At 40.9% G+C, this 13,723-nt stretch carries 12 protein-coding genes and 1 other annotated feature; of the genes, 7 read left to right on the top strand and 5 right to left on the bottom strand.

All coding sequences use genetic code 11. The features are described 5' to 3' along the window. The first annotated feature begins 15 nt into the window (after positions 1 to 15). From P9989_RS14145 to motS, 6 genes are all read left to right on the top strand, one after another. Positions 16 to 477, top strand: a complete 462-nt coding sequence (locus P9989_RS14145) for a YtxH domain-containing protein (RefSeq protein WP_346274855.1) — start codon at positions 16 to 18, stop codon at positions 475 to 477. Positions 478 to 561: 84 nt separating this feature from the next. Beyond that, the gene (gene ytxJ, locus P9989_RS14140; protein WP_283075527.1) at positions 562 to 891 is read left to right on the top strand and encodes a bacillithiol system redox-active protein YtxJ; all 330 of its coding nucleotides are present in this window, start codon (positions 562 to 564) and stop codon (positions 889 to 891) included. 207 nt (positions 892 to 1,098) lie between these two features. Next, a complete protein-coding gene (locus P9989_RS14135) occupies positions 1,099 to 2,184 on the top strand; it encodes a bifunctional 3-deoxy-7-phosphoheptulonate synthase/chorismate mutase (protein ID WP_283075526.1) in 1,086 nt (361 codons plus the stop codon). Between the two features lie 215 nt (positions 2,185 to 2,399). After that, positions 2,400 to 3,401 (top strand): catabolite control protein A, encoded by a 1,002-nt coding sequence (ccpA, locus tag P9989_RS14130; RefSeq protein ID WP_283075525.1) that lies wholly within the window; start codon positions 2,400 to 2,402, stop codon positions 3,399 to 3,401. Between the two features lie 47 nt (positions 3,402 to 3,448). Then, positions 3,449 to 4,279 carry a flagellar motor protein MotP gene (gene motP, locus P9989_RS14125; RefSeq protein ID WP_283075524.1) on the top strand — a complete coding sequence of 277 codons (831 nt, stop codon included), beginning with the start codon at positions 3,449 to 3,451 and terminating at the stop codon, positions 4,277 to 4,279. Continuing rightward, positions 4,269 to 5,054, top strand: coding sequence for a flagellar motor protein MotS (gene motS, locus P9989_RS14120; protein ID WP_283075523.1), 786 nt, complete (start codon positions 4,269 to 4,271; stop codon positions 5,052 to 5,054). The genes motP and motS overlap by 11 nt, the downstream gene beginning before the upstream one ends. Before the next feature lie 56 nt (positions 5,055 to 5,110). Here the strand turns inward: motS and P9989_RS14115 are convergent. The 5 genes from P9989_RS14115 to P9989_RS14095 all read right to left on the bottom strand — a co-directional run bounded on the left by P9989_RS14115 (position 5,111) and on the right by P9989_RS14095 (position 11,999). Further along, positions 5,111 to 6,273 (bottom strand): IS3 family transposase gene (locus P9989_RS14115; protein ID WP_390307287.1). Its coding sequence is split into 2 segments (ribosomal slippage): positions 5,111 to 6,015 and positions 6,015 to 6,273, totalling 1,164 coding nucleotides; the frame shifts between segments, so codons are not numbered across the junction. A gap of 99 nt (positions 6,274 to 6,372) precedes the next feature. Further along, on the bottom strand, positions 6,373 to 7,542 hold the full coding sequence (locus P9989_RS14110; protein ID WP_283078927.1) for an acetoin utilization protein AcuC: 1,170 nt from the start codon (positions 7,540 to 7,542) through the stop codon (positions 6,373 to 6,375). Further along, positions 7,539 to 8,186: an acetoin utilization AcuB family protein gene (locus P9989_RS14105; RefSeq protein WP_283075522.1), complete on the bottom strand. Its 648-nt coding sequence runs from the start codon at positions 8,184 to 8,186 to the stop codon at positions 7,539 to 7,541. The genes P9989_RS14110 and P9989_RS14105 overlap by 4 nt, the downstream gene beginning before the upstream one ends. Positions 8,187 to 8,188: 2 nt before the next feature. Further along, positions 8,189 to 8,839, bottom strand: coding sequence for a GNAT family N-acetyltransferase (locus P9989_RS14100; RefSeq protein WP_283075521.1), 651 nt, complete (start codon positions 8,837 to 8,839; stop codon positions 8,189 to 8,191). A 133-nt stretch (positions 8,840 to 8,972) separates the two neighbouring features. Then, positions 8,973 to 11,999: a transglycosylase domain-containing protein gene (locus tag P9989_RS14095; protein WP_283075520.1), complete on the bottom strand. Its 3,027-nt coding sequence runs from the start codon at positions 11,997 to 11,999 to the stop codon at positions 8,973 to 8,975. 125 nt (positions 12,000 to 12,124) lie between these two features. Next, positions 12,125 to 12,332 (top strand) — a binding site (T-box leader). A gap of 58 nt (positions 12,333 to 12,390) precedes the next feature. On the opposite strand from P9989_RS14095, the gene tyrS reads away from it, so the two are divergent. Then, positions 12,391 to 13,659: a tyrosine--tRNA ligase gene (tyrS, locus tag P9989_RS14090; protein ID WP_283075519.1), complete on the top strand. Its 1,269-nt coding sequence runs from the start codon at positions 12,391 to 12,393 to the stop codon at positions 13,657 to 13,659. Positions 13,660 to 13,723 lie beyond the last annotated feature (64 nt).

Genomic DNA, 13,723 nt, shown 5'->3' with positions numbered 1-13,723 from the left:
AATAGGAGGAATGCAATGATGAGTAATCAAAACAACCAGCAAACTGATAAGTCTAATGGGAATGGAAGAGATTTTGTACTGGGATCACTTATTGGTGGACTAGTGGGTGCAGTTGTGGCGTTATTGTTTGCCCCTAAATCAGGTAAAGAGTTGCGCACGAATATTAGTGAAGGTTCAAGTGATTGGAGAGAGCGTGCTGGCGAGTGGAAAGATGTGGCATATGAAAAAGGCGGTGAGTGGAAAGACCGTGCTGTTGAATCTTCTTCACAATTTTCAAGAACAGTTTCAGAAAAATCACAGGAGCTAGGTTCAAAAGTAAAGGACTCTACAAAATCTTTCCAAGACAAAGTAAATAGCGCTAGAAGTAATGATGATGAGGAAGCCGAGAAAGCTGCCCAGGAGGTTGCGGAGGCGATCGAAGAAGCAGCACAGGAGCTTGAGAAACAACAAGATTCAACGACTTCTTCAAACGTATAAGATCCATTAGAGCGGGGGCAGGAGCCCCTGCTTTTTTTAACCTAGAGCTTTTCTAACAGATATTCTGTAGAAGGAGACTTTTCTATGACTATTCAGCACATAACAACTGAGCAGGAATTGAGTGATCTTATTAGGAACAACGAGGTATTTTTTCTTTTAAAGCATAGTCTTACTTGTCCGATTAGTGCTTCAGCGAAAGAAGAGTACGAATTATATTGCAAGGAATCTGACCTTCCCTGTTTCATACTTTATGTACAGGAAGATAGAGTGCTTAGCAACAAAATTGCTGAAGACTATCACGTGAAACATGAATCCCCACAGGCGTTGTTATTTAAAGACAAGGCTGTTTGCTGGCATAATAGCCATCATAATATCACAGTCGCATCATTAACAAATGCTTCTGATCACACATAAGAAAAAGGAAGTGCGTTTATGATCAGCCTCTAATCTTTGAATTTATATAGTGATATGACTGAAAATGATGAACTTTTTAAACAATTTTTCATGAAAGCCCTTACTATGGGTGACAACTTTCGTAAAATTAGCTATAATTATTCCTAATTATCTTTTGAATGAATTTTGGGTTCTAAAATAATAATAATAGACATAGGAGGACTAGTTATGAGTAACCAACAGTTAGACCAGTTGCGTAATCAACTGGAAGAGGTTAATTTGCAGCTTTTGAATTTAATCAATAAACGCGGTGAATTGGTAAAGGATATTGGTCAGATTAAAGAAAAACAAGGGATGAATCGGTTTGACCCTGTTAGAGAAAGAGTCATGTTTGACCAAATTTCAAAACACAATGATGGTCCTTTTGAAGATTCAACGGTTATTCATTTGTTTAAGGAAATATTCAAGGCTGGTCTTGAACTTCAAGAGGATGACCATAGAAAAGCATTGCTAGTTTCCAGGAAGAAAAAGCCTGAAGATACGGTAATTGACATTAAAGGTGAAAAATTTGGCGATGGAGAACACCACTTTATCATGGGGCCATGTGCAGTAGAAAGTTATGAACAAGTATCTACTGTGGCTGAAGCCGTTAAAAAGCAAGGGTTGAAATTATTGCGAGGCGGTGCCTTTAAACCAAGAACTTCACCTTATGATTTCCAGGGCCTTGGTATCGAAGGTTTGAAAATATTAAAAAAAGCAGCTGATGAACATGATTTAGCAGTTGTAAGTGAAATCGTTAATCCAGCTGATATTGAACAAGCGGTTGATTATCTCGATGTCATTCAGATTGGTGCACGGAACATGCAAAACTTTGAGTTGTTGAAAGAAGCTGGGTCTGTCAATAAACCTGTCTTATTAAAACGTGGAATGTCCGCAACTATCTCCGAGTTCATTAACGCAGCAGAATATATAATATCTCGTGGGAACGGTAATATTATTCTTTGTGAACGTGGAATTCGGACATATGAGAAGGCAACTAGAAATACTCTGGATATCTCAAGCGTTCCAATTCTAAAGCAAGAAACGCATTTACCTGTTATGGTTGATGTAACACACTCAACAGGGCGAAGAGACCTGCTTCTGCCTGCAGCAAAAGCAGCCCTTGCTATTGGTGCGGATGGTGTGATGGCAGAGGTACATCCAGACCCTGCTGTTGCTCTTTCAGATTCAGCACAGCAAATGGATATTCCAACCTTTGAATCATTTATGAAAGAATTAAATAACTTTAACGTAAATGCCTTAGCTAGACAATGATCTGCACAATTTTATGAACAAATTATGTCATGTTAAATAAGTCAGGCTGAAATTTCAGCTTGACTTATTTTTTTGTTATCATGTTATTCGGTATAATAGTTAGGGTATCCTAGAACTAACGAACAATTAAGGGACATTGCGGAGGATAGCTAATTATCGTATGATGAGATTTATAATATGTCGGAATAGTTGTAATCGACGGAGGAGGAAGCAGTATGAATGTAACAATATATGATGTAGCGAGAGAAGCAAGTGTATCAATGGCCACGGTGTCAAGAGTAGTGAACGGTAACCCCAATGTAAAACCAGCAACGAGAAAAAAAGTAAATGATGCTATCGAGCGGCTTGGTTATCGGCCAAACGCTGTAGCACGGGGACTGGCCAGCAAGAAAACTACGACAGTCGGGGTAATTATTCCTGATATTTCAAGTATCTTTTTCGCGGAATTAGCTCGAGGGATTGAAGATATAGCAACGATGTACAATTACAACATTATTCTTAGTAACTCTGATCAAAATAAAGACAAGGAACTCCACTTAATTAATGCTATGCTCGGAAAACAAGTGGACGGACTTGTATTTATGGGCGGAAAAATTACTGACGATCATGTCCACGAATTTAAAAATGCTTCCGTACCTGTGGCTCTTGCAGCGACAGTAGATGAAACGAAGGAAACTCCTTCAGTCAATATTAATTATGAACAGGCTGCCTATGAAGCTGTAGAATTATTAGTTTCTCACAATAATGAGCAGATCGCCTACGTGTCGGGGGCTGAAAATACTGAAATAAACAATCAAAAGCTTGAAGGATACAAGCGTGCTCTGCGTGATCGTAACCTTTCCATAAATGATGAGTTGATTATTACTGGAGACTATTCCTACGACTCAGGGATTGAGGCATTTGAACAGCTTTGGGAGCTTAATGATAAGCCTAGTGCTATTTTTGTTGCAGCGGATGAAATGGCTTTAGGGGTCATTCATGGAGCACAAGACAGGGGATTGTCAGTACCTGAAGATGTAGAGGTGTTTGGGTTTGACAACACTCGTCTGGCTACGATGGTTCGACCGACCTTATCAACAGTGGTTCAGCCTATGTATGACATTGGGGCAGTAGCTATGCGGTTACTCACGAAGTTTATGAACAAAGAAGAAGTCGAAGAGCAAAATGTTACTTTGCCTCATAGAATTATTGAAAGGAACTCAACACAATCGAAGTAGTGCCGATATAAATACTAAATGTATTTATAAATCGGGGAGAGAGATCAATGAACAAGCGGGATGTGTTGACTCCAATCGGGCTCACTATAGGTATTGTGATGGTTATGTATGGAATCATGTCGAGTGCAGGCATCAGAGGAGCGGCTTCTTTTGCTGATGCCGCTTCTATTTTAATTGTAATTGGCGGACTTTTCGCGGCTTTAATGGTAAATTTTAATGTAACAGAAATGAAGGTCACGTCTCGCGTGCTCAAGGAATCATTTAAGAGATGTGATATGAGTTTACGTGAATTAGTACAATTATTCGTTAAACTATCCGACAAAGCGCGCAGAGAAGGTCTGCTTTCACTCGAGAGTGAGCTTAATGAAGTAGAAGACCCTTTTATTAAGAAAGGCATTCTACTGGCGGTGGACGGGGCCCAGCCAGAAATGATTAACGAGATCATGACCGCAGAGATTGTGGCAGTTGAAGAACGGCACGAGCGAGGAAGAAAGATTATTGAAAAGGCAGGAGAGTATGCTCCAGCCTGGGGGATGATTGGGACGTTAATCGGGCTTGTACTTATGTTGCAGACATTAAGCAGCCCTGAAACCTTAGGTCCGAAGATGGCAGTAGCGCTTCTGACAACACTATATGGTACGTTATTGGCTAATTTAGTATTTAACCCTATGGCTGGGAAACTTGCAAATAAAACCGATCAGGAAGTTTTTATTAAGCAAGTGATCATTGAAGGAGTTATAGGAATACAATCCGGCCAGAACCCTAAACTTCTTGAAGAAAAACTAAGTGCTTTTCTTTCGGAGGAAGATAAAAATGTACCGAAAGAGAAGGCAAAGTATGGGAGAGCTCAAGTAAAGGAACCAGCAAATGAAGTTTGAGCGTCGAAGAAAAACAGATCAAAAAGGCTCCCCCAAATGGATGACTACATATGCAGACATGGTCACTTTAATTTTAGTATTCTTCATTCTTTTATTTTCAATGTCTCAAGTCAACCTAGTAAAATTTGATGCGATAGCTGAGTCCTTTCAAAACAAAATGGTTTTTGAATTTTACCCTTCTCTTGTTGATAATGAGAATCCGACAGATCAAGTGAAGATTCAAGAAAATGGGCAGTTGAGTAACAAGTTTAATCAGTCAACAAACAGTTCGATAATTATAGCTGATCCTGAACATACTGCAGGTCAACCTTCTGACTTGGATGATCTGCTTAAGGAAGTAAACCAATACCTTGAAAGCCACCATCTACAGGACACGATCTCAGCTAGTAGAACAGACCAGGGGATTGTATTAGTGTTGCAGGAACAGCTGCTGTTTGACAGCGGTGAGGCAGCGATTCTTGAAGCAGGTAAGCCTTTTCTTAACAAAGTGGGAACACTGTTGGCTGCTATACCAAATGAGGTAAAAGTAGAAGGACATACGGATAACCGTCCAATCGCCACCTTTAAATATCCCTCGAACTGGGAACTATCAGGTGCCCGGGCAGGGAGTGTCATTAGGTACTTACTTTCAAATACAGAAGGATTAAAGCAAAGTCGATTCACAGCGTCTGCCTATGCTGATACGCGCCCTGTTGTACCAAACAATTCGACAGAGAATTGGAGTAAGAATCGCAGGGTTGAGATTGTCATTCTTGACACTGGTATTTCTTCATAAAAAAAGACCTGAGGTGCACATATCCCTGTCAACTAGACCATTAATAAAAGAGTAACTTAAGCTGCGGTCTTTTCCCGATATTCAATTGGGGAAAGGCCGTTAAATTTTTCTTGAAATCGATCATAATTATAGAAGCGTATATATTCCTCAATATATTTATAAGTTTCTTCTTCTGTTTTTGGTTTCTTTATATATAACTTTTCTGTTTTTAAATGAGAGAAGAAACATTCAGTACATGCATTATCGTGGCAGTCCCCTCTCCGAGAATGACTCCCTTGTATGTTCATCTTTTCTGTCACTTGCTTTTTGAAGGCGTTTGTTGTGTATTGAAAACCCTGGTCGGAATGGATAAGGCTATCCTCAATAAAAGGCTTATCCTCCAGTTGCTTCATCGTCTTCAATACTAAATCAAGATCGTTTCTTGCTGACAATTCCCAAGCTACAATCTCATTATTGAATAAGTCCAAAACGGCAGATAAATACCGAAAAGAATCACCAACTCGAATGTAAGTAATATCTGTAACGAGTTTTTGATAAGGTTTCTCTGCTTGAAATTCTCTATTCAAGACATTGCTAAAAATCACGGATCCTCTTTTACCATAGAAGGGGCGTTTTCTACGAATGATGGACTTAATCCCTAATTCTCTCATTAGTCGACGGACCCGTTTATGATTGACTTTTATACCTTCCCTGCATAGAGCTCGTGTCATCCTTTTATATCCATAATAAGGATGGACTTTATGAATAGCTATAATATGTTCTTTCAGTAGTAGGTCATCTTTGTCCCTGATGACACGTTTGGAATGCGTGTTTCGCCATTTGTAATACCCTGCTTTCGAAACTTCCCCAATTTTAAGGAGCCATACTAATGGGTGTTTCCTTCTTAGTTTATCAATGATTTCAAACCGTTTTGCTTTTAGGATCACTCCTTCCCATGGAGATTTGGATTGCGCTTTTTTAAGTAAGCTACCTGCGCTTTCAAATAAGCATTCTCTTCTTCGGGAGTACTAAAATGTTCCTTATTCCATTTTCCACGTTGGTCCTCGAATGATTCATTCTTTTGTACTTTTTGTACCCAGTTGGCTATTTGGGCGTCACTCTTAATTCCAAAACGTTCTTTAAGCTGTCGATATGACCATCCTTCTTCAACCTTCAAACGAGCGACTTCACGCTTTAAACCTTCAGTATAGGTAGTAAAGGTTTGTCCCTTTTTAGCCATAGAAAATCCCCTCCAGGTAGTATGTTAAGATCATCATATCAAATGCTCTCTTTTTTTGCTGTCTACCTGAGGGGGATAATATCAAGGTCAGGTCTTTTATTATGAGTTAAATTTTTTCTGATTGAGAATGAACTGCATTGATTTTTCTAATATTTTTTGGTTTTTTTCGGATATTTCCTGTTTTCTCGGAATTTCCTGATAACTTCCCGCCGGGTCATCCCAGTGTAAAGGCAATTGTACTGGGGATTTGGACTGCCAATGGTCTTTCCAAGAAGCAGGTAAGGGACCATTAAAAGGGCTTCCTGTTGACATGATCTTCCAGAGTTGTGCCCAAGCTCTTGGGACAACCCGCCAAATATCATAACCTCCTCCTCCAAGCGCAACCCATCTTCCTTCACAATACTCATGAGCAAGTTGATGAGCAAGCATTGGGATTTTCTCATATAATTTCATGGTTCCACATAAGTGGGTAAGTGGATCCAAAAAATGGGCATCTGCACCATTCTGGGTAATAATAATGTCTGGTCTGAAATAGTCTACGATTTGTCTGAAAGCGTATTCATACAACTGTATAAACGATTCATTTTCAGTAAAGGCATCTATAGGCAAATTAAACGAATAACCATACCCTTCTTTGAGGCCGCGTTCGTTAACATTTCCAGTACCCGGGAAAAGGTAGCGCCCTGTTTCATGGATAGAGAAGGTACAAACATTCGGGTCATCATAAAAGGCCCATTGCACACCATCTCCATGATGCGCGTCCGTATCAACATAGAGGACTTTGTAATCGGTGTGTTTTCGGATATATTTAATGCCAACAGCCCCATCGTTGTAAATACAAAATCCTGAGGCCTTTCTTTCAAATCCGTGGTGAAGACCACCGCCTAAATTAGTTGAATGTTTTACCTTTCCCTGCAGGACAGAATCGATAGCCGCAAGTGTGCCTCCAACTAAGAGGGAGGAAGCTTCATGCATACCAGAAAATATTGGCGTATCCTCAGTTCCAATTCCATATTCCAACGCTTCACTTTCGGTTAGCAGCCCTTCACCGCCCCTTTTTACAGCATTGATGTATTTAGGATGATGGACGAGTCTTAATTCTTGTTCAGTAGCCACGCGGGGCGGGATAATCTGGTCATCAGTAAGGGCATGCTCTTTTTCAAGTAAATCCTTTGTCATAAGTACTCGTTGTTGGTTAAATGGATGATCGTCTCGGAATCGATAGCGTGTAAACTCTTCTGAAAAAACGAAGCTTGATGGACAGGTCATGATGTCATCCCCGGCAAATTCGGCCAAAGCACCTCATACCCTTCAGCTTTTAAATCCTCGATCGTTGGCAGTGGATTCATGGTTTGGATCCGCACAACTATAATTTTATAGTTTTGATCAGGTTTGTATGGATAGATGAGGACAGAACTGATGTTTACCTTCCGCTTTCCGAAAACCTGTGTTACCTGGGGGAGCATTCCGGGTTTGTTGATCACTTTTATTTCTATTTGAGAGCTTTGTACATTCGTTCCAGTTAGCTGGATGAGTGTGTGCAGCATATCCTTTTCTGTAATGATTCCAATAAGTTCATCATTTCTTGTAACGGGGACACAGGCAATTTCCTGTTCGTAAAAAATGCCTGCTACTTCTTCTACAAAATCAAGTGGGTGGACGGTTGTAACTGGTGTAGTCATGATTGATTGGATCGGGTGGTTAAGTTGTTCTGATTGTTCAGGATCATCAAAAATAGACGGACTTGCATCCCTGACGTCCCGGTCGGAGACAATTCCGATCACACAGTTTTGCTGATCAACAATAGGAATGTGGCGAATCCGGTGAGCATTTAACAGCTTTAACGCTGTTTCAATGCAATCGTCAGGAGACATAGTGATGACATCTTTATTCATAATTTCTTCGACTTTCATACTCATTCGCCCCTTGCTTTACGATATTGATGGCGGGTGAGAAACCGTAAGTGATCAAACTGTTCGACAGATTCCTGGGGAACATGTTTTCCTATTCTTACCATTAAGCAATTTGCAGGATGGGATATGATTTCAGGGTCATCTGTTGGAGCTGGTGTCAGCCCGCCGGCAGCCATCATTTTTTCCATAACTTTTCGATAGTCCCAAATGGACAGGTGCGTTCCTTTAAGATCCCAATGCCAATAGTACTCATTTGAAATAATGATGTAGTTTTCCATATATTCATCTTGCATAGATATTTGAAGCAAGCGTGAGCCTACACGAAAGCCACGAAACTTCGGAATTACCTCTATGGCTCCTAGTTCTATGAGGTCTTCCATATTTCCTTCTGACCAACGCTCTAACGGATCAGGATGGAGAAACGTAACATAACCAATAATATTATCTTGATTACGGGCGATAACAATTCGTCCCTCTTTAAAATCAGCAATACTTTGAAGTGCTTCGAACTGTTTGGCTGGAGGACGGAAGGCATTTAGCCCTTCGTCGAATGTATAACGAGATAGTTGATCTGGCAGGAGCGGACCTTCAACTGTGATAGGCCCATATTTACTATCAAAGGTTTCTGAGTAAAGTGTTTTCGTATGTTCCATTGCGTCACCACCTAGCTGTGAGGGATTTCTTATCTACTCTTCACATTATACATGATTGATTGTTATTTTAAATCATCTGCATAAGAAAACTCCAGCCCTGGCACAGGACTGGAGTAGATATGAATGGTGTGATCTATTCTTCAGAATCGTCTTGATCCTGTTTGTTAGGGTCTTCCGTGTTAGAATCTGAAGAAGCATTTTCACTTTCCGTAGATTCTTGTTCTGAAGAGGTTTCTTCAGAAGCATTCTCCTCTTGTGAACCATTATTGCTTTCAGGTTCTTCTGATGATGAACTCGCATCATTAGTTTCAGATTGCTCTGTTGTAGATTCTGACTGCTGATCTTGTTTAGGTTTTTGTTTTTCCTTTTCCTCTTTCTCTGGTTTGGATGATTGTTTTCCAGGATCACCCACCTTAACAGTAGATGAATTTCCCGAAGATTGACCGAAATAATCTACGGCTCTGACTGCATAAACACCATCTCCACCAGAGAAGTTAAGGGAAGTCTCAGTCGTACTTCCTATTACTGAGAATGAGCCTCCGGGTTTAGAAGCCTTGTAAACTCTGTAACCGACAACATCATTACTTGATGAGGCGGACCAGGAAATGGTTGAAGAGCTTACTGAAACAGAGCTTGGAGCTGCAGGATTCTTCCCATCATTTTCTATAGACGATGACGTTGATAACGATCCGGAGGAAGGAAGTGCAACATTCTCCCAGGCCCCTCTATTTGGAATCAGATAATTTAACGTCGATTGTGAATCATAGTTGTTTTCTTTGATAAATTCTGGGCTCAGAGTGACGCCGCCTTCGTCTATCACAAATTCACTTGGCGTATTACCTCCGGCAGCCACTAGTTTGTCCTTCACTCTGACAAAATTACCACTAATTAAGCTGTCGTCCACTTTCGTAGGAGCGTATTCAGGGATATAGAGGTCACTTTTAGCTAGTCCTACTGAGGAACATAGCTCAGAAGCTAATAATCCTGATGTCGCGCAGTAAGAACGTGACACGATCCCATTCGGACGCTGGAATCCACTGTCTGGTATCATCAGCTCAGGTCGGATTTCTGATAAAGCGTTGACTACATCAGCCCATAGTGCTGTATTTCTTCCACTATAGTTAGGAACATCTTGTAAATTTTCCTTACGGTCATAACCCATCCACATGCTCACGGTCACGTTAGGGTTGGTGGCTACAAACCATGTATCTCTTTTGTTTTGAGAGGTTCCTGTTTTACCCGCCCAGTCTACACCGGGATTCGTAAGCTGACCCTTTAATCCTGCTGCTGTACCGTATTGTAAGACATCCCGCATCATATCAATCGTCAGGTAGGCAGCTTGAGGACTGAAGACCTCTGCAGATTCTTTTTCATGCTGATAGAAAACTTCTCCGTCTTTCGTTACAATCTTCTCGATCATATAGGCATCTACAAATGTTCCCATGTTTCCAAAAGTAGCGTAAGCATTAGTGTTTTCTGAGTTCTTAATGAGTGCAGAACCGAGTGCCAGGGAAGGGTTCGTATAGTGCTCTTCACTCAATGTTGTGATCCCCATCTTTTCTAAATAATTTTTAGCTGGGTTTTCGTCAATAATTTTCATATATGCTTTAACCGCCGGCACGTTATAGGATTTAGCTAATGCATATCGTGCCGATACGAGTCCGTGGTACCCCATGCTGTAGTTTGTAACATCATCGCTTGTACCACGATATTGATAAGGAACGTCAGCAAGCACTGATCCGGGCTGAAGGCGCCCCATATCAATAGCAGGTCCATATACAGCCAGTGGTTTCATAGTACTCCCAATCGAACGCGGTCTCTGAGTGGCATGGTTCACTTGCATCTGATCAAAGTCACGACCAGCAATAAACCCTTTTATTTTACCAGTGGAATTCTCAATAACTGTACTCCCCACTTGGCCAAGGATTACTTTTTGAACCTGTTTTCCAGTTTCAGGGTCTGTAACCGTAATCGTCTTGTTTCGAGGGTAACGATTGTAATTATTTTTTACTTTTTGAAGAACACCATAAATCTCCTGGTCTATCGTTGTATGAATCTTGAAGCCGCCTGTACTCAAACGCCTTTCTGCCAGAATATTGTATTCCTCTGCCAGCTCATCATTGTTAGCCAGGTCTTCCATAGTATCGCCGTTCTTTTTAACTAACTGCTTGATGATAATATCTTTCGCACGTCTATGAATCTCATCGGTTAAGAAAGGGTATTTCTCATACGATGAATTTGTAGGTTCTGCTAGATTTTCTACTAGATTAAAGTTCAGTGCTTTCTCGTATTGTTCCTTAGTAATGGATTCTGTTTCATACATTCTCTGTAGTACTTCTTTCATGCGGTTAATTCCTGGCTGAAGCTCTTCCTCACTTTTTACTTCACCATTATTTTTAAATGGCGTATACGCAAAGGGACTTTGTGGGAGCCCTGCGATAAAAGCAGCTTGAGGGATGGATAAATCCTTCGCACTTACACCAAATATACCTTCAGCAGCTGATTGAGCACCCGCTATGTTTTGGCCGTTTGCGTTACGGCCAAAGGGAACAATATTTAAGTATGCTTCTAAAATTTCTTCTTTCTCAAAAAAACGCTCGACCCTTAGGGCTATTAGCATTTCTTTTGCTTTTCGCTCAAAAGATACTTCATTTGTTAGAATTTGGTTTTTCACGAGTTGCTGCGTTAATGTACTACCGCCTGTTTTAACTGCTGCGTTCGTAGCCTCTTGCATGATCGCACGCATGACAGCTTTAGGGACAACGCCATTATGTGTATTAAAGTAGGCATCCTCTGTTGCAATAACCGCATTTCTCAGATGCTTACTCATTTGGTCTATAGAAACTTCCTCACGGTATATATCCGATTGGATTTTTCCTAAGTAGTTTTCATCGTCAAAATAAATCTCTGATGTTTCCTCATAGTTATATATACTTTCCCGCATCTCTGCCTCACTTCTCATAGGCTCGTCCTTTACGAGAGAGGCAAAATATCCAGCTCCGACACCGCCTGCGAAGAATAGTCCGACGACTCCAATAATGATAAAAAATAATATAATATTCCAAGCCACATCGTAGCCGATGCGAGTATTCTTTTGGATGACTCCCCTCTCCCAAAGGGACTTAAGATACTGAAAATCAAACTTTTTATTGTTCCCCATATTTAAAAACCCTCCTAAATTCCACACTACATTATAACATATCCGTCGTTTTAAGACATGGTTCTACATAAATTCACTGTTGCCTTTTTAATCAAGTTATGATAATAATTGAATACAGTTTAATTATTCGTGTGATGAATGGCTGAAGTAGAGAGTAAATCCCTTTTTTAGAGAGCTGGCGGCTGCTGGAAGTCAGCATATATTTACTCTTGAATTACGGTCTGGAGCAGTCTTCTGACAGGGTCGGAAGACGGTTGATTGTTCAACCGTTATCAATGGAGTGGCATGTTATGTGCAACAAGGGTGGTACCGCGAAAAGACCTCGTCCCTTTTATTAGGGAGGAGGTCTTTTTGTTTTTTAAAAATTTCAAGAAAACAGAGGTGTTGAAGATTGGATATCTTAACAGATTTAGAGAAACGTGGTTTGGTTAATCAAATCACCGACGAAGAAGGATTACGTAAACATTTAAATGAAAAACAGGTAACACTGTACTGCGGGTTTGATCCAACGGGTGACAGTCTTCACATTGGACATTTAGTTCCGGCCTTGTTATTGAAACGATTTCAGGAAGCTGGACACAGGCCGATTGCCTTAGTTGGCGGCGGAACGGGAATGATAGGAGATCCCAGCGGGCGGTCTACAGAGCGTCAGTTGAACTCGGCTGAGGTTGTACTTGGCTATAGCGAAAAATTGAGCCAGCAGCTTGCGAAATTGCTTGATTTTGATAAAGGAGAAAACGCAGCTGTCGCCAGAAACAACCACGAATGGCTATCGCAGATGACTATAATTGATTTCCTTCGTGATACAGGAAAACACTTTGGTATCAATTACATGCTGGCAAAAGATTCTGTTGAGTCTCGTATTGAAAGCGGCATAAGCTTTACGGAATTTAGTTATATGATCTTACAGGCTCTTGACTTTCAACAGCTAAACGAAAAAGAAAATTGTACACTACAAATTGGCGGCAGTGACCAGTGGGGAAATATAACTGCAGGGCTTGAATACATTCGCAGGTCATCTGCCGGGGAGCAAGAAACGGAAGCCTTTGGCTTAACGATGCCTTTGATTACGAAAGCAGATGGTTCCAAATTTGGTAAAACAGCCGGAGGGGCCATTTGGTTAGATCCTGAGAAAACGACTCCATACGAATTCTACCAGTTTTGGATCAATGCCGATGATCGTGACGTGGTGAAGTTTTTGAAGTATTTTACATTCTTAAGCCATGACGAAATCGCTGATCTTGAGAAGGAAGTAGAGTCACAGCCTGAGAAACGGGTAGCTCAACGTCGTCTTGCTGAAGAGATGACACGACTTGTACATGATGAGGATGCCTTGAAGCAAGCAGAGCGAATTAGTGAAGCTTTGTTTAGCGGAGATATAAAATCCCTTTCCGGGGCAGAGATCGAACAGGGTTTCAAAGATGTGCCGGCATACCACTCAGAGGAAAAAGAACCAGCGTTGGTTGAATTGTTAGTTGCAGCTGGAATTTCTTCTTCCAAGCGCCAGGCGCGAGAAGATATTAAGAACGGGGCCGTCTATATTAATGGGGAACGAAACCAGGAACTATCACATACAATTAACAAAACGGACCGGATTGAAGATAAGTTTACCATCATTCGCAGAGGAAAGAAAAAATACTTTTTAATTCGGTACGTTTAAAGATAATGGGCAAGTGCCTGTAGTCACGACAGGGGTAGTTCGACATTTAAGGAAGTTCGGCTAA

This window comes from Halobacillus naozhouensis, from assembly GCF_029714185.1.
GTDB classification, from domain to species: domain Bacteria; phylum Bacillota; class Bacilli; order Bacillales; family Halobacillaceae; genus Halobacillus_A; species Halobacillus_A naozhouensis.
This window is presented reverse-complemented; position numbering and strand designations above follow the sequence as displayed.

Bases quoted from the DNA above. Each gene is read 5' to 3' on its own strand.
- P9989_RS14095 (WP_283075520.1), bottom strand. From the start codon at position 11,999: ATGGGGAACAATAAAAAGTTTGATTTTCAGTATCTTAAGTCCCTTTGG.
- P9989_RS14105 (WP_283075522.1), bottom strand. From the start codon at position 8,186: ATGAAAGTCGAAGAAATTATGAATAAAGATGTCATCACTATGTCTCCT.
- P9989_RS14100 (WP_283075521.1), bottom strand. From the start codon at position 8,839: ATGGAACATACGAAAACACTTTACTCAGAAACCTTTGATAGTAAATAT.
- ccpA (WP_283075525.1), top strand. From the start codon at position 2,400: ATGAATGTAACAATATATGATGTAGCGAGAGAAGCAAGTGTATCAATG.
- P9989_RS14110 (WP_283078927.1), bottom strand. From the start codon at position 7,542: ATGACCTGTCCATCAAGCTTCGTTTTTTCAGAAGAGTTTACACGCTAT.
- ytxJ (WP_283075527.1), top strand. From the start codon at position 562: ATGACTATTCAGCACATAACAACTGAGCAGGAATTGAGTGATCTTATT.
- P9989_RS14135 (WP_283075526.1), top strand. From the start codon at position 1,099: ATGAGTAACCAACAGTTAGACCAGTTGCGTAATCAACTGGAAGAGGTT.
- motS (WP_283075523.1), top strand. From the start codon at position 4,269: ATGAAGTTTGAGCGTCGAAGAAAAACAGATCAAAAAGGCTCCCCCAAA.
- P9989_RS14145 (WP_346274855.1), top strand. From the start codon at position 16: ATGATGAGTAATCAAAACAACCAGCAAACTGATAAGTCTAATGGGAAT.
- motP (WP_283075524.1), top strand. From the start codon at position 3,449: ATGAACAAGCGGGATGTGTTGACTCCAATCGGGCTCACTATAGGTATT.